Source organism: Hahella chejuensis KCTC 2396 (assembly GCF_000012985.1).
Taxonomy (GTDB): Bacteria; Pseudomonadota; Gammaproteobacteria; order Pseudomonadales; family Oleiphilaceae; genus Hahella; species Hahella chejuensis.
In genome coordinates, this window is sequence record NC_007645.1 from 6,792,730 (window position 1) to 6,816,015 (window position 23,286).

Consider the following 23,286-nt stretch of genomic DNA (forward strand, 5'->3'; position numbering starts at 1 on the left):
TTATCAACAGGTTCAAGCGAGGAAGGGCGTCACTGCGACGCCCTTTTTTACTACCGCGCCCCGTCTAACACAGGGGCAGTCAACCGATCTAAATCCGCTGCGCCAGCCAGATCAATCCCACCAGGCTGGTCAACAACGAGGAGACGCCGCCGAGCTTCAGACCATGACGCCACTTAAACATAACGTAGGCGGGTATCAGCAGTAATGCGATGATCGCCACCTGACCGATCTCCACTCCCAGATTGAACATCAGTAACCGGCCCCAGACGCCTTCTCCAGAGCTCAGTTCCCGCAATAGATAGCTGAAGCCGACGCCGTGGATCAGCCCGAAACAGAAAATCACCCACCAGCGATTGCGGTATACCCTGTTCAAATCCACATCCGCGCGATTTTGCCGCACCAGGTAATACAGATTCTCCAGCCCCAGGAAAACAATGGTAAGGGCTATCAGAGGTTCCGTCACGGTGGGTGGTATGGAGATAACGTCAAACGCGGAAAGCGCCAGGGTAATTGAATGCGCCAAGGTGAAAGACGTCGCCCACAGCAGTATGCGTCCCAGCGATGCGGGCACCAGTAGCAGGCATATCAGGAACAGAATATGATCCGCGCCCTGCCAGATATGCTCCATGCCCACCCATAGAAACGCAGGATCGATGACGCCGCTTTGCGCCGCGCTGGACGTATCCAAACCCCCTGGCTCATCCGCCAGCGGGTTCTCCCAACCCTCCACCGCCAAGCGGCTATGAGGGTCCAGGGCTAGAAATTCGGCTGTCAGTCGAGAGCTCCATTCCTGCAGCAGCTTCGCCACTGGGAGATCCAGCGTTTGGCGATCAAAGGTAAACCGCATGCGCATGCGGTTGTCCGCCATGAACACCCGCACATAGTTCTGATGGCCGCGCCATTGCTCGTTGAACAGCTGATATCGGATGCTGACGGCGTCCATTCCCTGCGGGCACTGATAGGTCAGCGTGTATTGATAGGACTCAATGTCCGGCAGCGCTGTCGCCTGACGCTCTTCCAGAAAACAGGCCCGTTTATCTGCAGAGACGGACCACCCGGCGGCGACTTGCGCCAGATAAGCCTCCGGAGCCTCTACCCGCATGTCCACATTAGGCTCAAGCTCCAGCAGATTATCGCTGGGCAGCGTGTAGATAAGCTTGACCCCGGGCTCGGCGATCTGAATGGAGGTATCGGTGAACCCACTTAAATGAGCGAACGCCATCATGGATGACGCCCACAGACTGACTGAGATTATTATTTTCCTTAGCATAGTTAACGCCTACGGCTGGTTTCCTTCAGTATTCAGGCTCCGCCGCCGCGACTACGGCGACAGAGGCCATGATTTCCCTGTTAGCGGACGCCGGCGGCTTTCCTTCTCACCAGCAGTCCCAAACCTCCCAACGCCAACATCCACATTGAAGCAGGCTGCGGCACGGAGTAGATGCGCATATCCTTACGCGCATCGATCACATCGCTTCCCGACACATACAACAGCCCCAGATCTGGATTCGCAGCGCTGTCGCCAAACAGACTCAGTTGAGACAGTCCTGCTGCGACGGCGCTGAAGCTCAAGCGCGCCAGTAGCAGGCCGGCGCCGCTGTCGTCCGTCACACCGGGAAATGCGGACCCCGCCACATCGATCCCGGGAAACAGCGCGGAATCATCATCCCAAGGGGCTCCCATTGTACTGTCGATTAGCTGAAGCACACCGGCGTCATAGCCAAGATTAAAGCCAAACGCCAATAGCTCATCGCCTTCGAACAGGCCGTCAAACGGCTTCTCCAGGATCACGTCCACATAGAACGCATCACCCACCACAATATGGTCCGTCGACGCCTGAAATGAAATGTATGAGGCCCGCGCGGAAGCCGACAGAGCAAGCAGAATCACAGCGAAAAAATGCAACAACTTCATGGAATACTCCTGACTACTGAATAGTAATAGCTATCGAAACCAGAGGAACGGGGAGTTCAGCCCCCGCTCTTATACATCGCGTACCACAACCGATAGTCCTGACGACCGATGCAGCCATCGCCGTCATAATCCGCATCCGCCTGATACCCAGCGTCGCCATTGCATTTTCCGAACATGCTCCGCAGCAGATCCCGGTCGGCGCCATCCGCCACGCCATCGCCGTTCAGATCTCCCGCCACCGCCGCTTCGCCGACACTGAACGTCACCCGATTGGAGACTTCGGTGTAGGAGTCGTTGGTGTACATGGCCATAAAATACGCGCCGTCAGGTAAATTTTCGGTAAAGGTGACGCTGCCGGTGGCGGCCCCGTCAAAATACAGATAGGCCACTAGCTCACTGCCTGTCTGGCCCGGCGCCGCGCCCTTCTCGAAAATGCCGAGGTAATCCTTGGCGATTCCCGGTCCGCCGCTGAAATTGGCGACAATGTCCTCACCGGACTCAAAGTGGGTTTTCAACAGGCTCAGTTCAGCGATGCGATCGCCGACCGAGAAGTGAACTCGATTGGATATTTCGGTATAACCGTCGTTGATGAAAAATGCGGCGAAGTAATAGCCCTTGGCCAGACCGGAAAAGTCCAGGGTTCCTGCGGTCTCCGGCGCATATTTCCATACGCTGGAGGACTGCTGGCCGGGAACTTCGCCCACGCGATATACGCCAATCCAGTCCTTGGCGCCAGCGCTGGAGCCGGTCCAACTGACTGTCGCGATCTCTCCTTCGTCGTATTCCGTGTCCGCCATGGACAGCTCCGCCACCGGACCGATGTAGAAATAGGCGCGCTCCGCTATTTCCGAATAGCCGTCATTTTCGAAGAAGCCTACAAAGTATTCGCCATCAGCGAGGCCGCTGAAGGTCAGGCTGCCGGTCGGGCCGTCCACGTAGTACCACTTGGTGGCGCGAACAGCGCCGGGTATCTGGCCTTTCTTATACACGCCCACCCAGTCTTTGGCGTTGCCGTAACCGTTCTGATGATGCGCCACCACATCTTCGCCGCTGCGATATTTATCCTTGCTGACGCTAAGGCCCGGTTCGCCGTCGGTGCTACCGGAAATGGTGAAGGCTTTGGCTTCGGACCAGTCCGACCAGAGGATATTTTTATCGCGATGACGCACGCGGATGTAGTAATCGCCATTGGGCAGGCCATTGGCGGGAATTTCCCAGGCCAGAATATCCACCCCGGCGTGAATATCCACCGGCTCATATTCCGGCGCGCCGGTATCCCCGAAGATGTTCTCAAAATCACGGATTTTGTCGACTTTCAGGTCGTTGAACCCTGCGTCGGCGGCAATCTGAAACTGAGTGCTGTTCATCTCTTCCGGCTCACCGCTGCTGAAGGAGGAACTGTGAAACACGAACGGAAGACTGACGGGCCCTTTCACTTCGGTGTCAATGCTCGGCTGATACGGCTTCTGCAAATCCAGTTTGCGGTGGAAGGAATCGATAAGCCGGCTGTTGTAGTGGAAACCTTTGGTTTTATATAGCAACGGATGCGCTTCCGCATAGGTTTCCACGGTCATTTCCCGCGCCGGCAGATCGAGGTCGATGATTTGCCAGGCCCAGTTGGCGATGGTTTTCTGCACGTCGTCGAAGTCTTTCTCCGTGGACTGTCCCCAGTACTGATCCCAGGCAGTGCCCCCGGAAATCATGTGGTAGGACGGCCAATCCCGGGTCTGTCCGCGGGCGTACAGGTGATGGTGGCCGCCAATGTTGAGCACATGCTTTTGCGAGCTGGACAGAATCGCCATCCAGGCGTCGCGCAAGGGATGAGAAATGTCGCCGATATACTGCTCCGCCTGATAGGGGTGGTGAATGATGCTGATGATCCAGTCCACACTGGCGTCCGCGTCCGCCGCGGCGACAACCTGAGTCAACCAGTTCTGCTGCACCGCGTCGGTTTTCATGCTGTTCATGTGAATCACCACCAGCCGGCCCACCTGATAGGCGTAGTAGCTTTCGTTGGCGGCGCCGGAAATGCCCTGATAGCTCAGGCCGTCATAGAAAAAATGAGCCTGGTAGTTGTTGAGGTCGCCGTCATAGTAGTACTCATGGTTACCCACGGTGGTCATGATAGGCACGTTCGGGGAAATCGCCGCCGATTGGGCGAAATGCAGATTGGCGTAGTGGTCCAGCGTACCGACATCCACCTGGTCGCCATCATTGAGAATCAGGTTAACGGCCTCTTCAATCGGCTCAGCGTATTTGTTTTCCAGTTTGGCTTTCGCCGCCTTCACCAGTTGTTCATAGCGGTTTTCATTGCGAATCTGGTGATCGCCCATGACCAGAATGCGGTAGTGGCCGGAGCCGTCCCCGCGCGCAGGCTGGGTTTTAAAGCGATACACCGCCGATGTTTCCGCGCCGGTTTTCACCCGATAGTAATACAGCGTATCCGCTTGCAGCCCCTGTAATTGCACGCCGTGGTATTGATAGTCCGAACTTAGCGACTGCACGCCGCCGCTGACGCTTTGATCCAGACGATCCGCCGCCACGCCGTATTCGACCCGGGATTCAGAGCCGGACGTCGTTTTCCAGGAAACCCAGATCGATGACTCCGTCGGACTTTGCAAATAAGGTTTGATTTCCGCAGACGCCGCTGCGGCGAGCAGCGACAATAGAAACGCCAGGCATGCCGCAGCAAACCTGTGATAACTGGGTTGCATGTTTCCCTCCCCCTCGTTGCCAGGATTTTCAGGCGACTTCCGCTTCACCTCCGGGACAGTGTAGTCGCTGGAAGGGAATCAGCCTGTATTTTCGGAATTTGGTATTTTGAAATGAAAAATCCCGGCTATTAGAGAGGGAGCGCGTTTCAACTTAAGGTCAGTTAAGTGACGCTTGTGCGACAGTTTTATGAATTCAAAACGGCTCGACCACGCTGGTTCTGACCAGCTCTCCAGAATCGGATTGGGCGATGACCTGTTCCGGCAGGTCGAGACTGCGACGCTGCAACGCTTCCATCAGGCTGCCGCACAGGGCTTCGCTTTTGCGACGGCACAAGCGCATACTGCGGGACGCAACAAACTGTAGATCCGGCTGCACGAAATAACGATTCAAACGCAGATAGTCGTCCAAAAACAGATTGAAGGTGTCTATGTAACGGGTCTCATCCAGCCAACCGGGTTCCTTGCGTAACAGCAGGGTCTGGTACTCATGCTCCACCACCGCCGTAGCAAAGGTGTTTTTTGCTTTCAGTCCCAACATGCGATTGAGTTTAATGTCCGCCATCAGTTCATCCAGGCTGCTTTCTCGCGCCAGCGTTTCCGATTTAACCCGCATCTCCACCGCTTTCATTTCCTGCAGCAGATAATAGGGCGGGGTGATCTGGTGGGAGGCGATAATCTCCATCGCCTGCGCGATAGCGCTCTCCGCCAGGGACCATTTTTCCCTGTACAGATTGGCTTTCGCCAGCCACATTAACGCCTCCAGGTTCTCCGGATCGCCGGCGCCTTTCACTGCGCCAATCACGGTAGAGGCTTTGACGAAATAACCCGCCGCCAACTCCGGTTGATTCATGAACATGTACTGCTCGCCCAGATAGCGATAGGTTTGACCCACTTGGTAGTGATTCTCGGGGTACAGCTTCTGACGGATCGCGAGGGCTTTCAGCATATAGCGCTCCCCGGACTCCAGATCGCCGCCCCAGGTGGCGAGGGTGCGGCTGAGTTCCGCGTAGGCTGCTGCGGTTTTCTCATCCAGCTCCCCCAGATTGGCCTGATAGATATCCAGCGCGCGACGACTGATCTCAACCTTGCGCGCACTGTCGGTAACGAACCAGTTCAGCAGCCAGAGCGCATCGCCGGTCTCGGTGGCGTCCGCACCCAGACTCTCGGAAAACAGAGCCATCGCCGCCTCTGCGTTTTGTTTCCCCGACGCCAAGGCTTTGGGGCGGTCGCAGTATGGATAGATACATTCCAGTTGCGCCATCGCCATCCAGTAATAGCCGTGCGCCAGCAACTCTTTATCCGCTTCGCGCGCCGTACGGATGAGGTCCAGGGTATAGCGCGCCGTATCATACGCCGCCTGCCTTTCATTCATCGCCACCAGGGTTTCCACCAGAGCGAACTTTATGCGAATGACCTCTTCCGCATCCTGGCCGTGAATCTCTTCGCCCATTCTGACGCTCTGATCCAGCACCATACGCGCGTCGGCGTAATGCCCGCCAGCCAGATAACAGGCGGCGAGAAAACGCAACTGACGCAGGCGTTCCGCCGGAGACAGCTTACGTTGGTCGATACGTGGGCGTTCTTCGTCGAGCATCGCTTTCAGCGCGCTTTCATGGCGACTGCCCGTGGTCTTGTAGCGCGCCAGCATATCCAACATGAAGCGGTTCATTTGCGCGGAGTCGTTCTGGAGTTGCAGATTATCCTCTTGCGCCTGCCGCAACGCCTGTTTTTGCGTCATCCCCCAGATCAGCAGAAATAGAAAGAATCCGCCGACGGCCAGACGCTTAAGATCCAATCGGGAATACCATGACGCTGTCGGAATCGTTGCGACTGGCGCAGGCGAAACCGTAACGTCAGACGGCGCTTGCTCCGCCTCCGCGCTGGCGGGCGGGGTCATCGTCTCTGGCTCAGGCGGATCGGGGCGCACCAGCGCCACTGCGGCTTTCAGTCGGTAACCGCGCTTGGGCGCAGTGGCGATATAGTCGCGGGATTTATCTTCAAAGATATGGCGAAGCTCGAAAATGCTCCGCTTCAGGACATTCTCACCAACAAAGCGCCCTTCCCAGACCTGGTCGAAAAACTCTTCCGTCGTCACTACCCGATCATGGTGACGAATCAACAGGGCGAGTACATCGCAGGTTTTGGCGCGCACCTGATGAACCAGACCGTCGGCCCGGGCGATAGTCTGATTGCGAGGGTTGAATAACCAGACGCCGGCGATGTTGTATTCTTCCATGGCGTCGTCAAAGTCAGCTTTACCGCGGTTATTCAGAACAGGAGAAGCGACTTCCGAGTCTATCCCTTTGCCGTCCATTATCCGTTTCCTTGTTATTCCTTTTCTTAGCTGAGGTCGACTGGTTAATTATCTGCGGACAGCCGTCGTCATGATTTGGCGTCAGTCATTGTTTGGAGTAGTAGAGCCTCTTTCCAACGCCGTGGTTGGAACGCGCCATTCTATCAGTATTTTTTGCGCTACCGCTTACATCTTTTAGCTATCGCTGACGCTCCCCTCCCTGCGGCGCGCCGTAAATTCAATAAAAATTTCAGGTTTTTTCCTTGCCTTTACAAAACTTTTTCAGGTTTTCACAACGCCGAATCATTAGTTTGAGCAGGCCTCTCAAGGCGCAGATACAACAACTATTTTTACGGCATATAGGAAAAGGAAACTTCATGAAAAAGTTAACTTTAGGCGTCCTCTGCGGCGCCGCGCTACTGGGCTCCATGGCGGGAACTGCAGCAGCGGATACTCGCGGCGTGCTCTTATTCGACAAAACCGGTTCCATGTCTTCTCCACGCTGGGACGGCGCCAGCCGCTGTGAGTTCGGCAAGACATTGATGGTCTCCAAGGCCGCGTCTTTCGTCAGCAGATTTAATGGCGATTACCTGGATATCCGCGTGTTCGACGGCCGCGGTTCGCTGCGCTCCATCAGCGGCGGCTATCAGCATGTGGCGTCGGTGCTTCCGGTTGGCAGCACGCAATGGAACACCTTCCTCAATAAACTTCGCTCCGACCTGAGCGGCGTATCCTGCTCCGGCAACACCGCCCTGGGGGACGCGCTTTGTGAAAGCGCCGACTCTCTGCGCAGCCTCTACGCTGACGGCGACAAGCTGATGATGACCATCGTCACCGACGCAGGCGAGAACGCGTCCGGCGCATGCGGCGGCGCCAATTATGTGGACAACAAGGTGAAGCCGAAAATCCTGGCCAACCCGGTCATCCAGTTCGACGTGGATATTCTTGTCAGCGGCAACGTGGGACTGCGTGCGGCGAGAGCCGACAAAGACCTGGTAGAACTGGGCGACCTGGAAGAGATGCTGACGGTGTCGGATTTGGAGCGCAGCTCCCTGGCGCGCACCATGCCTTCTGACGAAATCAGTCAGTTGAAGGCGCTGGCGGTGCAGAGCGGCGGTACGGCGAAAACTATCGCCGACAAGGACACTTGCAACGGTGAATGCGATCCAGACGGTCCCTGGTGAGCAACGGCGCTAGCGCCAGTCACCTAGACATTTAGTCATCATCCCGCATGGGCGCGGCCTTGTCGCGCCCGTACTTCCCAAAGGAATTCAATATGTCCGCATACCGATCTCTGGCCGGCTTATGCAAAAAGCTTGCGGTCGCCGGCTTTGCATTGTGTTTCCTGATCTCCGGCGCGGCGAACGCTGAGACGAGCATCAACGAAACCGTTTTGATATCCGGCGACGGATTCGAACTCAAACAGATCACCACTACCGACGATCAGGGCCTGTCCCGCAACGTCGAACTCTACTACATCCACAGCCGCGTCGGCGTTGAAAACGCATACCTGTACGGCGGCTTACCACTGGCGGAGAAAGAAGAACTGGAGCAGGAAATCCGCGAAGATAACGGTAACTGGCTTACCGCCAACCGCACCGGAGAAGACCGCCCTTTCGCGGACACCTTCGACGCCTGGATCATCGACCGCCGCGGCGCCAACCTGACCTCCCAGGCGGAAGCGCAGCTCTATATGGATGAGTTCGGCCTGCAGCCGGACACAGACGACAGCCCTCTGGGCGCGCGCTCCTCACGTCTGCTGGGGTGCGGCGGCTGGAAGGATAAGAGCAAGTCCTTCGATAAGAGCATCGACAAGACGTTCAGCCATAACAAACGTTTTGGTCAGGACAACGCCTACATTGATTTCGCCGGCAATATGAATGTGGACGCCGATGTGCGCCTGGAGCTGCACTACAAGTACAAACGCAAGTTCTGCATCCCCTATAAGTTCAAAGTGCGCCATGTCGTGGCCAAGTCCAACTATGACGTCTCCGGCGAGTTCAGCCTGACCGGCGTGGCCAAGCATGACTTCGGCAACCTAAACTGGGAGATCGCCGAGCCCAAGCTGATGGAAACCGTGTTTTTCGTCGGCCCGGTTCCCGTCCTGGTAAAGCTGAAGCTGCCTATCGAAGTGGGCACTGGCAATATTCAGGTGCAAGCCACCGGCAAGATCGCCGCCGTCAAACCCATCCGCTACAAGGGTGATTTTGACTACACCTGCACTACCCATGCCTGCACCAAGAACAGCGCGCACCACCAGAATCTGAGCGGCGACCTGCGCAACAGTCTGGGTGCGGAAATCAGCGCCAAGGTCAACCTGGAGCCCTACTTGCAGGTAGCGGCGAAGGGCATCGTTTATGGCGAATGGTTCCTGTACGCGCAGATCGGCGCCAAGCCGTCCTTCCCCATTGAGCTGTTTGGCTACTATGGCAACCTCTGTGGCGATGGCGACAACAACGGTGTTCGTGAGACGGTCAACGCCGCCCTGGGCACAGTGGATTTTCGCTTCGGCCTGACCGGAGAAGCCAAGGTATTCGGCATCTACATTCTCCGGCCGCAATACTGGCAGATCTGGCGCACCGGGCTGGTTTTCTTCGACTTCCTGAAACCCTATAGCACCGCCCTATCCCCGGAACTGCGTCCCGCCTATGACGCCGCCGTTCCGACCAAGGTGAATCTACCGGTCTCCATCCGTAGCTGCGTGGGAGACATCGTCTCCAGACATCCCCGCGACTACACCGTAGACTGGGGCGACGGAACCCGCGTAGCGCTCAATAACCTGGGCTCACAGCAAACCGTATCCCACAACTACAGCGTCAACGGCTACTACGTCATCCGCGTCACCCAGAAAGGCGGCGCTTATACGGAAGTACCTGTGATTATTGACGATGATGAATGGTGAGACGGGCGCTGAATAACTCGTCCCTCTCGTAAAAAACTCCGCCAGACTCTCCAACACAGCGCTGGCGGAGTTCTTTTAATGAAACGCTCTGGGAAGTCCTTCGACGAGCTCAGGACGAACGGTGGATACTGTATCGCATGGCTCAGTGAGGTCCTTCGACAAGCTCAGGACGAGCGGGGATGCTGGAGTGAACAGAGTAATATTGGGTAAAGTCTGGAGGTGCGGAGTAAACTCCAAATATCCTGACGCGCTCCTTTTGAAGACCCCAATCCCTTTCGTCATAGCAATACACTGTGGAGCTCTAATGATGCACCGCTCGTCCTGAGCCTGTCGAAGGACCTTCCAGAGCGTCACACAAACAAACCACCTCCCAAACTCCCCGACACACCCCGCTCGTCCTGAGCTCGTCGAAGGACCTTCCAGAGCGTCGCACAAACAAACCATCGCCTCCCAAACTCCCAGTCACACCCCGTTCGTCCTGAGCCTGTCGAAGGACCTCCCAGAGCGTCGCACAAACAAACCACCTCCCAAACTCCCCGACACACCCCGCTCGTCCTGAGCTCGTCGAAGGACCTTCTAGAGCGTCGCACAAACAAACCATCGCCTCCCAAACTCCCAGTCACACCCCGTTCGTCCTGAGCTCGTCGAAGGACCTCCCAGAGCGTCTCCACCAACACTACCTACCCCTGGACTTGGACAAACGCACCACTGCCTCCCAATCACCGTTAATCAACGCTTCCTTCTTCGCCCGACTCCATCCCTTGATCTGTCTTTCCGAGGCCAAGGCTTCTTCACGCGTCGCAAACATTTGAGAATAAACCAGCGTCAAAGGTCTACGGTTAAACGTATAGCAATCAGGAAACACGCCCTCATTATGTTGATAAATACGCCCTTCAAGATTATCTGTGTGTCCGGTGTAGTAACTGTTATCCGCACACTTCAGGATGTAGGTGAAAAAACTCAACCTCAAACTCCTTTTTGATATTTATCGCTCTAGGAAGTCCTTCGACAGGCTCAGGACGAACGGTGGATCATTAGGGCGCCAGCAAGTATTACTAATAGAATGGGAGGAGTTCTAGGGGGAAGCGCTGCACGAAAAGGAGCTCAGCCTGATATTCAATAATCGCCCAAACCGCCATATTTTTTATTCAAGTAATCAAAGTAGAAGTCCATCATGAGCCTTTAGACTCAATACGCCCCCCAAAACAGCCTATCTTACTGATTTGTCGATACCTGTCAGCCTTGACTCTCAGTAGTTCGCATGAAAATACCTCGCCCGCCAACGCCATCTTCACGGACTCATCTATACTCACTATAACCAAGAAAAACACCAGCGCCCGCCATTCCCGGGTTTACGGCGGAGCTGACGGGGACTTTCAGGAATCAGCATGCGTCTTTTCACGCCCTTGTTAAGAGGCGGCCTCGCGCTCACTTTATGCCTCGTGTTATCAGGCATTGCGGCCAGTGCGACGGCTGTTGCGGAGGATACTTTGGTGATTCTCACCTGGGAAGATTATATGGACCCCAAGGTGATTGAAGTTTTTGAGGCCAAATACAACACCAAAGTGCGGCAGGTCTATTATGAAGACGATGACGAACGCGACCTGATTATGGCTAACACCGGGGGCGCCGGGTTCGACCTGCTGATCTTCGATGAACTAATGCGCGAGCCTTACCACGCCCGGGGCTGGCTGGAAACTTTTCGCAAGTCCGATCTGCCCAATCTGAAACACGTGCGCTATCCCCTGAAGAAGAAAGATCTACCCGAAGAGCTGCAAACCGCTCCTTACGCCTGGGGCAGCATCGGCATTATTTACCGCAAGGATCTGGCGCCGCGGCCGCCGACCTCATGGATGGACCTGTTTCGCCCGGTGGAGGCGCTAAAGGGAAAAATACTGGTGATCAACACCGCCTCGACAGCGTTCAGTATGGCGTTGAAGTCATTAGGGTATTCGGTCAATTCCATCGACGAGGCCGAGCTGGACGCCGCCGCGGATCTGCTGCGCAAACAGCGGCCCTACGTGCGCGCCTATCGCAACCCGCTTGCAGGTGAAGGCATGGACTTGTTCAGCGGCGAAGTATGGCTGGCGATGGCGTATAACGGCGACGCCTTGAACCTGATGCAGCGCAACGCCAATATCGACTTCGTATACCCCATGGAGGGCAGCGGCTTATGGCTGGACTCCATCGCTGTGCTGACCAAATCGAACAGTAAGGATCTCGCGTTGCAGTTCATCAATTTTATTCACGATCCGGCCATCAACGCCCGCAACACTCAAAGCATCTTTTTCGCCACCGCCAACATTACGGCGGAGCAGCAACTGCCCAAAAGCTTTTTGAATAATCCCGTGATTTATCCCTCCGCCAAGAGCCTGACGCGCTTTGAGCAATTAGAGCGAATCCCCGCCTCGAGCATGCGGAGAGTGATCTCAGATTTCGTCACCATCACGTCTCAATAACGCATGCTCAGACTCAAAACCCGAATTACATTGATGCTGCTGCCATTGATCATGTTGCCATTGATCGTCGCAGGATTGTTGCTGTATCACCGCCAGTCAGAAAACTTTCTGGAGCAGGTTAATGATCAACTGGTGGGCCAGCTGAATGTGGCCCAGGCGAACCTGCAGCGCCGAATCGACGTCGCGCAGGGCAATCTGCGCCTGATATCTAAATCAAACTTGATTCGTCAGTACTTCATGACTGATGACGAGGAGCAACGGTTCTTCCTGTTTTATCGCCCGGTGCTGGAGCTGTTTCGCTCTTACCAGGAGATTTTTCCCGAATACATCGACATGCGGGTTCTGGACGCTAACGGCAAACCACAAACCAGCCTCCCTCAGCCAGCCTACAAAGACAACGCCGACGCGATAACCCAAGCCTGGATCAACACAGACAAAGGACAGCCTGAAAAAGAAAAGACCTGCGTTATCCGCGCCGTCTCAGGCGCGCCTCTGCTTCTGGTGGGCGCCTCCATTTCCCTTTCTACCTTCACGGACTGGAGAACCATCGATGAGAGCGATCGGGCCGGCAGTCTGGTGATCGCCAGCCGCCTTGACGATATCGCCAAAAGCATTTACGCCGCCCATATTGGCAAACACGGCCATGTGATGCTGGTTGACGCCGCCGGAAACCCTTACTTTCACGAAAGTGAGGAGCACTCCTCAAGCCATCGCGAAGTGTTCGAGCATCTTCCTCCTCCCTCCGAAAATCGCGAAGCCATCGTGATCGGCGAACCCGGCAATTACTATTTGACCCTGCAACGGGAAGTTCTACCCGACCTGCGCATCGTGGGCGTCTGGCCTATGAGCGAATTGAAAGAAAACGCGTTTTATCTGGCCAATCAGGCCGCCTGGCTGACCCTGGTGTTGATCCTCGTCACCAGCGCGCTGATATTCAGCGTGGTGCACGGCCAATTGATCAAACCGATTTCGCGGGTCACTCAGTTAGCCCACCTGCTGGGAGAAAGCCATGCGGAAACGCCGCCGGAAGCCGCCCGGGACTTTCAATCCACATTGCGACGACGGGATGAAATCGGCGAGTTGGCCAGAGCCTTTAAAAGCATGGACGGCAATCTGCGCGCCACCGCATCAAAATTGACGTTTATCGCATACCACGACAGTCTGACCGGACTCGCCAATCGACATACTTTCGGCGCTTTCCTGCATCGCGCCATCGCGGAAGCGGCGCGCCATCACTTTCGGCTCGGCCTGCTGTACATAGACATCGACGGCTTCAAGGACGTCAATGACTCCCTCGGCCACGAAGCCGGCGATCTGGTGCTGAAGGAAATATCCCAACGCCTGCATAACGTATTGCGCGCCGAAGATATGGTGGCGGATATGTCGGCGCAGTATGAAGCCATGGAGGCGACCAAAATGTCGCGCATCGGCGGCGACGAGTTCGCCATCGTGGTCAACCATCTGCACTCCCCCATGGATATCTCACACATCGTGAAAAGACTGCTGGACGCCATGCAGGCGCCATTTCAGATCGAGTCTCACAGCTTTTTGCTGGGCGCTTCCGTGGGCATCGCCGTGTACCCGGAAGATGGCAAAGACGCCCATGAATTATTGAAGTGCGCCGACATCGCCATGTATCACTCCAAACGTCAGGGCCGCAATGGTTTCGAGTATTTCGACACGAAAATGAATCATATGGCGGTGGAGCGCCATCAGATTATCAGCGATATTCGCAGCGCCCTGCAGAAAGGTCAGTTCGAGCTTTATTACCAGCCGCAGGTTTCCGCGCTGGCCGGTAATGTGATGGGCTGCGAAGCGCTGCTGCGCTGGCGTCATCCCGAGCGCGGCTTTGTGTCGCCAGTGGAATTTATCCCCATTGCGGAGGAAACCGGCCAGATCATTGAGATTGGCCGCTGGGTGCTGGAAGAGGCCTGTCGTCAGTGCAGAGAGTGGCAGGCCCAAGGTCTGGATGAGATCCGTATGTCGGTCAACATCTCCGCGGTGCAGTTCAGCAGCTCCACCGATATCGTCGCTGTCACCCGGGAGGCGTTGGCCCATAGCGGCCTGCCTCCGGACTGTCTGGATCTGGAGATCACCGAGACCGCCATGATGCAGTCCGACAAGGTCGGCGTGGATAAGTTGAACGCCTTGAAAAATTTGGGCGTAAGTATTTCCATGGATGACTTCGGCACCGGCTACTCCTCTCTCGCGTCTCTGCGCGACCTGCCGATCGACCAGCTCAAAATCGATAAATCCTTCGTCGATAAAATCAATCACGACAGCCAGGGGCGGGCGATCATCAAAGCGATTCTGGCGCTGGCCAAAGAGCTCAGCATTGAGGTGGTGGCCGAAGGCGTGGAGGAGCGCACGCAGCTGGATTTTCTCAGTCTGCATCGTTGCGATCTGATCCAGGGCTACTATGTCGCCAAGCCTCTGCCGGCGGACGGCATGCGTGATTTTCTGCGACAACACACCCAGGTAGAGTCGAGCTGGCGCCCCTGACCCCTCCCCTTGGGCTGACGCTAAGTATCTGATAGATTACGGCCCTCAACGTTAACGCCGCATTGAGGAGCCTATGCTGATCGCCGCAGCCGCTATTTTCGTCGGGTTAATCGTCCTGCTCTGGAGCGCCGACCGTTTCGTGGACGGGGCCGCAGCCACCGCCAAGCACGCCGGCATGCCCGCCTTGCTGATCGGCATGGTGATCGTCGGTTTCGGCACTTCCGCGCCGGAAATGGTGGTGTCCGCGCTTGCCGCACTGGACGGCAGCCCCGGGCTGGCGCTTGGCAACGCCATCGGCTCCAACATCACCAATATCGCTCTGATACTCGGCGTCACCGCCCTGTTGAGTCCTATCGCCGTTAAATCCGGCATCGTGCGCCGGGAGCTTCCCATCCTGATCGGCGTCAGCGCCGTCGCCATCTTACTGTTGCTGGATAAGCACCTGAGCAGAGTGGACGCTTTCATCCTGCTAGGCATTTTCGTGATAGTGATGGGCTGGTCGATCATGACCGGGCTAAAGGGAGACGGCGACGCCCTGGTGGGCGAACTGGAATTGGAATACGAACAGGATCATATGAGTCTGAAGATGGCGCTGTTCTGGCTCGTCATCGGCATGGTGCTGCTCACAGCCAGTTCCCGCATGTTAGTGTGGGGAGCGGTGGAGACGGCCTCGTACTTCGGCGTCAGCGACCTGATTATCGGCCTGACCATCGTCGCCATCGGCACCTCACTGCCGGAACTGGCCGCCGCCATCGCCGCCACCCGTAAGGGGGAACACGATATCGCGCTGGGTAATGTCATTGGCTCCAACCTGTTCAACACCCTGACGGTGATCGGCATCGCCGGCGCCATCCACCCCTTGAGCACGGACTCGGACATTCTCTATCGCGACTTTCCCGTCATGGGTTTCCTCACCCTCACCCTGTTCGCGTTTTGCTACAGCCGCGCCAGCCACGGAGTGATCAACCGTAACAAAGGCGGCCTGCTGATCGCCTGTTACGCCGCCTATACGATCTGGCTGGTGCAGTCAGCGCTGTCGCAGGCGTCTCTCGCCTGAAACACCCACTCCGCCGGGAATGACAGAGGCGCGCCTTGTTGCGCGCGCTCCGTCGGCGGCAGTACATCCATACTGGGCCACAGGCCGCAGGAGAGCGCTCTGGCGTAGCCGTTGTGGAGCCCATTGCGGCGCATGCTTTCCTGGGCGGCGAGGTGGTCATAACGCAAGCGCTGATGCTCGATGCGCAAACGACCTTCGCTATCCACCTGCAACAGTCCCCACCAGACTTCGCTGGAGCCGTCGTTGGCGGGCATGCCGATGACGCCCGGGTTATGCCAGACCGCTCCGTCCACAAACTGGGTGAATGGAATGCCGCAATGCCCGGCGATCACCAGATCCGCATCGCAATGCGCCACTTCCTCCCGCTTAGTCTCAATCGGAGTGGAGGCGAAGATGAATCGATTCAGAATCTCAGCGCCGCCATGGATTACAGCAGCGCGCCAGGGCCCTAATTGCAGATGGATGCGGCGCGGCAAGACGCCCATCCAGGCCCGGGCTTCCGTGGATAACGCTTTCCGGCAGTATCCGTACCAGTCTTCCGATAATATGGCGCACTGGCTGCCGACGGCGAAGCCGCAGCCACAGTCATCGGCGTCGTCAGCCAGGGACTCTTCACAATTGCCCATCAGCACATGCACGCCCCACTCGCGCAATGTATCCACCACCGCCTGCGGTTCCGCGCAATAGGCGGCGACGTCGCCGGTACAGATAATCCGCTCCGGCGGAACGCCCAGTTCCTCCGCGCGTTTGCGCAGCGCCTGGGTCGCCTGCAGGTTGCCATAGGGACCGCCGAAAACCATCACTGCGCCATTGATCGCACCGAGGTCATATCTGTCCTGCATCGTTGTCATGAATGCCTCCCTCACTCTAACACCGGCTGCGGCGTTCGGGACGAGCGAAATGGAAAGCGCGCGCCCATCCAAAAGGCGGCGCAGCCCACCGTCATCACGATCAGGGAAATCAGCAACAGCTTGCTGTACTTGTGGCTAACGCCGACCAACGGCTCAATTAGATTGCTGTAACCGGACGACTCCGTGAAATACAGCGCCGCGCCGCCCACCGCCACACAGAAACTCGTCAGATAGCTCCAGAGCGGCACGTCGCGCCAGTCACGCCACAAAGAGAAAAACACCACCGGCGTCAGATACATAGAGGCGGTCCCGCTCACCGCCACCGCAGCGAATAGATCTTTGCTACCGAAAAATACACACAGCAACCCGGCCAGCATGAATACCGCCATGGCGATACGGCCGTTGGCCAGTGTCGGACGCAACAGTCGCATATCCACCGCCGCCAACTTGGCGGAACTGGCCAGCGTGGAATCCAAAGTGGACATGGCGGACACCACCAAGGCAGCGCTGAAGATCAGCATCGGCGTTTCTCCCAGCAACCGGGTCAGCGCCGCGTTCATGTCTTCGCCCTGCAACGCCTGCGCGCCGGCGAACACGCCTAAACACCCAAACAGCGTAATACACAGGCTGCTGATCCAGGCGGCGTGGATAAAGCTTCTCCGCGTGGTTTTTCTGTCCGCCAGGAAGCCGCGATCCATCATGACCGGGTCGTGCATCGGGTAGCTCCACACCTGCAACAGCGCCACCGCCAACAAGATGGGGCCGGGATCGTCAATGACGAAGGGTTTGAACAACAGGGTCGCGAAACTAAAGTCGTCCGCAGTGAGGGCTATCGCTATCAGCACAGCAAGTACAACCAAAAAGACACCCATCTGAAAGACATCCGTGCGCAAAGAAGCGTGCAGACCGCCCAGGGTCGAATACAAAAGCGTGATTGCGGAAAATCCAAGAATGGCGATGACATAGGCATGACTGCCGTCGGCGCCGAATAGAATGCCGATCACTAATAAATTGGCGAAAACTTCGCTGACCAGACGAATCGCAATCACGAGGTTATAACAGGAGGCGCCTGCGCCACCGAAGCGCAACCGTAAAAATTCCTGAACGCTATCGCAACCATGTCGAAATCGCAAACTGTCGATAATGGCCGCGCCGGTCAGAAAAGAAAGGTAATAGGCCGCGTAGGCGAGCGCGCCCCACAGGCCGTAGTAATATCCCAGGATCGCCGCGTTCATCAGGGATCTGGCGAAAATCCAGGTAGTCACCTGTGAAAATATCAGCGTTATTAAACCGGGTTGGCGGCCATCCGGTGAGAGGCCTTTGAAGAAAGCGCCGTCACTTTTAGCGCGCGGAGAGAGAAAAATGCTGAAAATGGCGATGATCGCCACGAAAGCCGGCAAAAACGTCGCAGCCATGAAACACCCCTACAGGCCTGTAATTACATGCGAATATAGGACCAATTATTTGCATTAAAGTTTCCTTAACTTTCTAAAATTAGCTTGATTTCGAACGAATAGACATTATTTACATATGTACTCATGAAGCCTATTTGAAAAATCACGGAGTGTGGTTATATTGATAGGTGTGACGTTATTGTAGTCGTCTCTTATAGTGGGTCAGGCGCATTCCGCGCCGCCGATCACCAGCAGTAATCGTGCGTTATGAATGAAGATCCGAACAAGGACTTATCGGAGCGGTATCATTTGTGGCGCCCCTCGGTTTGGTATCAACATCTTTAGGGAGATTGTATGGACTGGGAAGCGTTATCTGATAGATAGTTGCCAAGGTTGATCCAATACCACCGCTTTAGCGTATTGATATTCAATTCTTCGAAAACTATCCAATTCTGAATTCGTTATACGAAATCAGCTTGATAAAGCTCCTCATTCCTCAAGCAAAGTGAATTGATATGGGCATTACCGTTTTCAAAGACAGCAGCGACAGCACTCGTACCTACCTGCGAATTACCCGCGCCATCAACGGGCGCGAGCAACAACGCTACGTGCGGGTTGAAGGGGCCTCGAAATCAGCCATGAAAAGGGCGATGAAAGAGGCGAAGGAAATCGATCAGCGGTTGGAACAATGGCAGTCCGCCGTTCGTCAGCTCATGATGTTGAAAGGCGATACATTGATCCACGAGGATGGCACCATCCTCGGGTTGCAATTGCAAACCCGGCATCGGGAGGGCCGCAAGCCCGCCACGGAATTTAAACTACGGGTGAAGCTTCCAGGGCGGAAGCCGTTGTTTAAATCGGTATCGGTGGACAAGCATGGCTTTGAGAAAGCGTTCGAGCTATCCGTGAAACGCATCTGCGAATTACGGGGCATAACCGAGGATTCGGAGGCTTATGGCAAGATGCTGATGTGCATCGACGCCTACAAGGAGAAATATGACCTTCCCCCGGGTCTGTCGGAAGCGACCGCCATGCATTTGGACCGAGAAGATTCGCCTGAGAAAGCCGCCAACGAAAAAGGTTGGCTGGATCAGATCTCAGGCTGGTTCAAACGCTGATCCCAGTTTTCCGTAACTGATGTGGCGCGCCGCAACTGCATTGCGGCGTTTCCCGCATATACCGCCAGGCACAGGCGGGGCAGCCGTCCAGGAGGACCTTTGCGCCCGACACGCAGCCAAGCCTGACCGGCGGTTGGAAATACGCCGGGCTACGCTCTGCTCCAACAACTTTATCACCGCCAGTGACAAAGCATTACGCGGCCGTTTTACTGCGGACGTCAATCATCGTCTGCGTTTAGTCTTCGGACGCAGCGCTTGGCGGCGGAAGCGTTTCCTGTAATGGAGCGGAAGCGACGGCGTTACGCCCGGCTTCGCTTTCAGGCACGCCGTCCCGCTGCGGACGGGCGATATGATGAGCGCGAAATTGACGCTCTACCCGCATCACCACGTCGCTTTGAAACGCTTTTTCAAACCTCACGTCCAGCACATAGGCTTTGGCCGTTAAACGCACCGCCAGGCGATCCGCCAGCGCCACTTCCGTCATGACGCAACTGATCGGTTTCTTCAGGAATATAAAACGACTGGTGGCCAACACTTCGTACACGAGGTTTTGCGCCAGTTCCAGGTCCGCATCCAGAGACAGATAAAACTCGGTCACCACCATCATGTCCAACGCGCCGGTGTTGCCACTGGATACGGTTTCCGTGATAAAGCGGGAGTTGGGAATGGTCACCATATTGTCGTCCAGCGTACGCAACCGCACCGAGCGCAAGCCAATACTGACGATCTCTCCGTAGTCGTCGCCGAATGCGACCCGGTCCCCCACCTGAAACGGCCGATCAAACAACAGCATGATGCCGGCGATCATGGACGCGGCGATATCCTTCAGCGCAAAACCGATGGCCACCACGGCGCTGCCGCCAATGGCGAGCAGGAATTCCTTCGGCGGCTCAATCACCGTCACCAGCAACCAGTGGGTCCCGCCGATATACCAGATAAAGCTGAATAAGGTGACGATTTGCAAGGTCAGAAAGCGTTGACTGGGGAACTTGTCCATCAGGCTGTCGGACAGGCGGCGGGCCGCCCGGTTAACGCCCCAGAGGATAAAAATTCCCAAGGCCAGCAGCGCTATTTTGCCGGGCTCAAACAGCCCGCCCAGTTGCAATAGGTTTTCGACCGATTGGTTATCCATGCAGAATATTCTTCCTGCCCAGGTAAGTGGTTAAAGCCGGATACCAAAGCGCATGTACGCGATATCTGTCTCTTTCATCTCCCCATAAAATACCCGCCGCACAGCCTGATTTCAGCGTCTGCCGCACCATCGCCAACGGCAGCGTGGTGGCGACGGCGATCTCCTGCGGCGTCAGATTCTCATGCTGAATCACCGCCGCCAGCATAAAACACTCATCGTCCTGCAGCGCGTTCAGCACAGAGGTCGCCACACGCTGAGGAATGCCTATTTCCACCGTGCGATGATCGAAACGGGCGGATTCCAGCCACAGATGCAGCGCCGTCAATGGATTACCGGCGCTCAATTCCCACATCAGGTTGAAGACGCGCGTGTCGGCGGCTTTGAATGACGCGGACTCAGTACCCGCCAGCGCCGATAGCAACAAGTCATCGTAACGCAGGCGCCGGTGAGAGGCATGATGTCGGGAAAGCAGCAGCTTGCGAATGTCCGTCGGGCTCCATTTCGGCATGGCGATAATGTGGGAAAACTGGTGATGCTTCTGAAAAACGCGACTCAGATAGCGCCAGGTCGGGGCATGCATGACCACAATCCAGAACGTATCCGGCGAGGCGTCATTCAAATGCTGCAGGAAGGCCTTCACGCCATCCAGCGCTCCGACCTGCGCCAGCAGAAAGTTTTCCGCCTGATCCACGATCACCACTTTCTTCTGCGCCGACGGCGCGGCGGCTTTGTCAGCCATGCTGTCGCCGTCGCTCAGCGCAGTGGAATCCGTAAGAAACGCCTTTACCGCCTCCGCTGAAGTCAGTTTCGGCGGCGCGCTGAGAAAGCGCACCGGGGTCTTGTCCCAATGTTTCTCAAACTGGCTGACCAGGGAGGTCTTGCCGCCGCCATGCTCCCCCACCAGCAACAGCATGTTGTCTTCCCGCTGTTTCTCCGCCCAGTCCGTCACTGGTTTAGTCAAGGTCGCCAGCAGCGCCTCCTGAGCGATAACCGCCTGCTCCTCCCTGGGCCGGTCCAACATCCAGTAGCGATAGGAGCGGGCCTGATATTCATCAGCCTCCGCATCCTCGCCCTCCGTCTCCGCGCCGGTAGCCGTCTCCAGATGCAGTCGCAGAATGCGTACGCTGAGCGAGCGGTACGCGTCGAACTGTCCCAGCAGCAGATGCAACCGCAGCAATAGATCCCAGACTTGGGCGGCGATGAACAACAGCGGCCACCAGGGGAAAATCCAGGGACGATCGAGCAGAAGAGAACAAGACTCGCGTGAATTCACCGTACTCAAACGGCAGATAAATTTCCGACAGACATCGCCATGACGACGCAGGGACAGAGTCGCCAGACACCATAGATATAGAATCACAGCGCTCTGGACGATGAAGTAAACGTAGCCGCCTCCCGTGGCCAGCGCCATTTCCCGCAGCGCCCAACACACTACGACGCTAACCGCCAGCCGCCCCGCCTCCGTGCGTAATTGATCTCCGGTTTGTTGCGTAACGAAGAAGCCGCTCTGCCCGTACATGCGGGAGAACAGCCACTCGCTCATGACCCGGATGCCGCGAAACAGGGCATAGGCGACGCCAAGAGGGCGCAGCAGATGGAACAGATACCAATGAGAAGGAGACAGGTTGCTGAGGGTGACGGACAGCCACCAGATCATCAGCCAGGGCGCGTTGGGTTTCAGCACCCAGAACAAGCCGTTGACCAGCCGCATGGCGGCGGTCTGTCCAAGCAGCCGCAACAGCCGTCGCTGCAACTGCGACAACGCCTGCATCGACCAGGCGGCCGCGCGCGCCACTAACCAGGCCGCCAACGCCAGCAGAATCACCTGCAATGACCACAGCGACAATAGCGTGACCAGTTTCTGGCGCTCACGCGCCAGCTGATACTCTTCCACTACCGGGCCGACCAATGCATTCAAGGTCATTTCCGGCAGCATGACCAACTCCTGCCGCAGGCCTGTCCATTCCCTTTGCGGTTCACGCCAGGTGCGCATAGCCGCTCTCATCCCATCCGCCGCAATACGATGGTTGCGCAAGTAAGTGGCTTGCACCCGCAGGACTTCAATAGCCTCCGCCAAAGTCTGAGGTCGTGTTTGCAGATCTGGAAGCTGCGCCGCCAACTCCCGCACAGGATTCCCGCTCAGCGTCAAAATCTGCGGCCACAAGGTTTCCAATGTCCCGAAAGAAGCGTCCGCATATAAATGTGCGGACAGTTCCGCTAACAACGCCTGCGCGCGCTGGCTCATCTCCGTCAGACGCTCCACTGCGGCGGCGCGGCGCACTGCTTCCGCCTGGGCCTCGGCTTCCGTGGCGGTTTTGCCGGTCTCCGGCGAGGCAGGCGTCTGCGCCGCGCCCGGCGCGTCGGGTCCGACGTTTTGGGCGCCTGCCTGACGCTGCGTCAGTTCTGCGGTCAGCGGTTGCAGGCGCTCCAGCTTCAGTAACAGCCGCTGCAACGCCCATCTGATATCCGCGGATTGAGTGAACAACGTCAGCCGCGCATCCCGCAGTTGCGTTAATTGGGCCGTCAGCTCCGCTCGCAGCGTTTGCATCGACTTGGCCAGACGCGCGCATTGATCCAGTCCGGGCGGCGACATTGGCAGATAGCCGTCGGAACGCAGAACCTGTATGTAGTCTTCTACGGCGGAGTCATCATCCAGCGCCACCGGCGTCAGATGAGACAGTTGAAATCCTGGCTCCACTTCTCCGCGCCGCAGCGCGGTGAACGACGCCAAATCCCGTTGCGACTCAGCAAGGCGCACGCGCCATTGTTGTTCCAGCAGGGAAATTGCGTCACAGGGATCGCGGGCGAAGGCGGGTTGATGCGCCGTCAATAACGCGAAAAGCGCAATCAGGGCCCAGCGCCATCGCGACAAAAACACGACATGAAAGGCAGTGACGCAGCGGCGGCTGGCGCCGCACGCTACGGATGAGAAGGTTCGCATCGAAGGCAT

15 protein-coding genes are annotated in these 23,286 nt (G+C 56.7%); 6 read left to right on the top strand and 9 right to left on the bottom strand.

The window, feature by feature from the left end:
• Nucleotides 1-88: 88 nt before the first annotated feature.
• From HCH_RS32840 to HCH_RS30150, 4 genes are all read right to left on the bottom strand, one after another.
• Nucleotides 89-1,270 (bottom strand): HupE/UreJ family protein, encoded by a 1,182-nt coding sequence (locus HCH_RS32840; RefSeq protein ID WP_011400362.1) that lies wholly within the window; start codon nucleotides 1,268-1,270, stop codon nucleotides 89-91.
• An 80-nt stretch (nucleotides 1,271-1,350) separates the two neighbouring features.
• A complete protein-coding gene (locus HCH_RS30140) occupies nucleotides 1,351-1,914 on the bottom strand; it encodes a cohesin domain-containing protein (RefSeq protein ID WP_011400363.1) in 564 nt (187 codons plus the stop codon).
• A 56-nt stretch (nucleotides 1,915-1,970) separates the two neighbouring features.
• Nucleotides 1,971-4,628, bottom strand: coding sequence for a fibronectin type III domain-containing protein (locus tag HCH_RS30145; protein WP_011400364.1), 2,658 nt, complete (start codon nucleotides 4,626-4,628; stop codon nucleotides 1,971-1,973).
• 193 nt (nucleotides 4,629-4,821) lie between these two features.
• Entirely contained in the window at nucleotides 4,822-6,942 is a 2,121-nt protein-coding gene (locus HCH_RS30150) for a winged helix-turn-helix domain-containing protein (protein ID WP_011400365.1), read from the bottom strand.
• A 356-nt stretch (nucleotides 6,943-7,298) separates the two neighbouring features.
• Here HCH_RS30150 and HCH_RS30155 point away from each other — a divergent pair, with 356 nt between their 5' ends.
• Nucleotides 7,299-8,105 (top strand): hypothetical protein, encoded by an 807-nt coding sequence (locus tag HCH_RS30155; RefSeq protein ID WP_011400367.1) that lies wholly within the window; start codon nucleotides 7,299-7,301, stop codon nucleotides 8,103-8,105.
• 92 nt (nucleotides 8,106-8,197) lie between these two features.
• A complete protein-coding gene (locus HCH_RS30160; protein WP_011400368.1) occupies nucleotides 8,198-9,823 on the top strand; it encodes a PKD domain-containing protein in 1,626 nt (541 codons plus the stop codon).
• 676 nt (nucleotides 9,824-10,499) lie between these two features.
• Here HCH_RS30160 and HCH_RS30165 read toward each other — a convergent pair.
• On the bottom strand, nucleotides 10,500-10,787 hold the full coding sequence (locus HCH_RS30165; RefSeq protein WP_011400369.1) for a GIY-YIG nuclease family protein: 288 nt from the start codon (nucleotides 10,785-10,787) through the stop codon (nucleotides 10,500-10,502).
• A 424-nt stretch (nucleotides 10,788-11,211) separates the two neighbouring features.
• Here HCH_RS30165 and HCH_RS30170 point away from each other — a divergent pair, with 424 nt between their 5' ends.
• The 3 genes from HCH_RS30170 (at nucleotide 11,212) to HCH_RS30180 (ending at nucleotide 15,841) form a co-directional block, all read left to right on the top strand.
• A complete protein-coding gene (locus HCH_RS30170) occupies nucleotides 11,212-12,282 on the top strand; it encodes a polyamine ABC transporter substrate-binding protein (RefSeq protein ID WP_011400370.1) in 1,071 nt (356 codons plus the stop codon).
• Between the two features lie 3 nt (nucleotides 12,283-12,285).
• On the top strand, nucleotides 12,286-14,784 hold the full coding sequence (locus HCH_RS32845; protein ID WP_011400371.1) for a bifunctional diguanylate cyclase/phosphodiesterase: 2,499 nt from the start codon (nucleotides 12,286-12,288) through the stop codon (nucleotides 14,782-14,784).
• A gap of 73 nt (nucleotides 14,785-14,857) precedes the next feature.
• Entirely contained in the window at nucleotides 14,858-15,841 is a 984-nt protein-coding gene (locus HCH_RS30180) for a calcium/sodium antiporter (protein ID WP_011400372.1), read from the top strand.
• Here HCH_RS30180 and HCH_RS30185 read toward each other — a convergent pair.
• Nucleotides 15,790-16,692 (bottom strand): metallophosphoesterase family protein, encoded by a 903-nt coding sequence (locus tag HCH_RS30185; RefSeq protein ID WP_011400373.1) that lies wholly within the window; start codon nucleotides 16,690-16,692, stop codon nucleotides 15,790-15,792. The two genes, HCH_RS30180 and HCH_RS30185, sit on opposite strands and share 52 nt — an antisense overlap.
• An 11-nt stretch (nucleotides 16,693-16,703) precedes the next feature.
• Nucleotides 16,704-18,107, bottom strand: coding sequence for a sodium:solute symporter family transporter (locus tag HCH_RS30190; protein WP_011400374.1), 1,404 nt, complete (start codon nucleotides 18,105-18,107; stop codon nucleotides 16,704-16,706).
• Between the two features lie 494 nt (nucleotides 18,108-18,601).
• On the opposite strand from HCH_RS30190, the gene HCH_RS30195 reads away from it, so the two are divergent.
• Nucleotides 18,602-19,204, top strand: coding sequence for a hypothetical protein (locus tag HCH_RS30195; protein ID WP_011400375.1), 603 nt, complete (start codon nucleotides 18,602-18,604; stop codon nucleotides 19,202-19,204).
• 235 nt (nucleotides 19,205-19,439) lie between these two features.
• Here the strand turns inward: HCH_RS30195 and HCH_RS30200 are convergent, their stop codons facing one another.
• A complete protein-coding gene (locus HCH_RS30200) occupies nucleotides 19,440-20,336 on the bottom strand; it encodes a mechanosensitive ion channel family protein (protein ID WP_011400376.1) in 897 nt (298 codons plus the stop codon).
• Nucleotides 20,329-23,277 carry a hypothetical protein gene (locus tag HCH_RS30205; RefSeq protein ID WP_041599028.1) on the bottom strand — a complete coding sequence of 983 codons (2,949 nt, stop codon included), beginning with the start codon at nucleotides 23,275-23,277 and terminating at the stop codon, nucleotides 20,329-20,331. The genes HCH_RS30200 and HCH_RS30205 overlap by 8 nt, the downstream gene beginning before the upstream one ends.
• Between the last annotated feature and the right edge of the window lie 9 nt (nucleotides 23,278-23,286).

Excerpts from the sequence above, each read along its gene's own strand:
- HCH_RS32840 (WP_011400362.1), bottom strand. The coding sequence starts at position 1,270 with ATGCTAAGGAAAATAATAATCTCAGTCAGTCTGTGGGCGTCATCCATG.
- HCH_RS30140 (WP_011400363.1), bottom strand. The coding sequence starts at position 1,914 with ATGAAGTTGTTGCATTTTTTCGCTGTGATTCTGCTTGCTCTGTCGGCT.
- HCH_RS30145 (WP_011400364.1), bottom strand. The coding sequence starts at position 4,628 with ATGCAACCCAGTTATCACAGGTTTGCTGCGGCATGCCTGGCGTTTCTA.
- HCH_RS30150 (WP_011400365.1), bottom strand. The coding sequence starts at position 6,942 with ATGGACGGCAAAGGGATAGACTCGGAAGTCGCTTCTCCTGTTCTGAAT.
- HCH_RS30155 (WP_011400367.1), top strand. The coding sequence starts at position 7,299 with ATGAAAAAGTTAACTTTAGGCGTCCTCTGCGGCGCCGCGCTACTGGGC.
- HCH_RS30160 (WP_011400368.1), top strand. The coding sequence starts at position 8,198 with ATGTCCGCATACCGATCTCTGGCCGGCTTATGCAAAAAGCTTGCGGTC.
- HCH_RS30170 (WP_011400370.1), top strand. The coding sequence starts at position 11,212 with ATGCGTCTTTTCACGCCCTTGTTAAGAGGCGGCCTCGCGCTCACTTTA.
- HCH_RS32845 (WP_011400371.1), top strand. The coding sequence starts at position 12,286 with ATGCTCAGACTCAAAACCCGAATTACATTGATGCTGCTGCCATTGATC.
- HCH_RS30180 (WP_011400372.1), top strand. The coding sequence starts at position 14,858 with ATGCTGATCGCCGCAGCCGCTATTTTCGTCGGGTTAATCGTCCTGCTC.
- HCH_RS30185 (WP_011400373.1), bottom strand. The coding sequence starts at position 16,692 with ATGACAACGATGCAGGACAGATATGACCTCGGTGCGATCAATGGCGCA.
- HCH_RS30190 (WP_011400374.1), bottom strand. The coding sequence starts at position 18,107 with ATGGCTGCGACGTTTTTGCCGGCTTTCGTGGCGATCATCGCCATTTTC.
- HCH_RS30195 (WP_011400375.1), top strand. The coding sequence starts at position 18,602 with ATGGGCATTACCGTTTTCAAAGACAGCAGCGACAGCACTCGTACCTAC.
- HCH_RS30200 (WP_011400376.1), bottom strand. The coding sequence starts at position 20,336 with ATGGATAACCAATCGGTCGAAAACCTATTGCAACTGGGCGGGCTGTTT.
- HCH_RS30205 (WP_041599028.1), bottom strand. The coding sequence starts at position 23,277 with ATGCGAACCTTCTCATCCGTAGCGTGCGGCGCCAGCCGCCGCTGCGTC.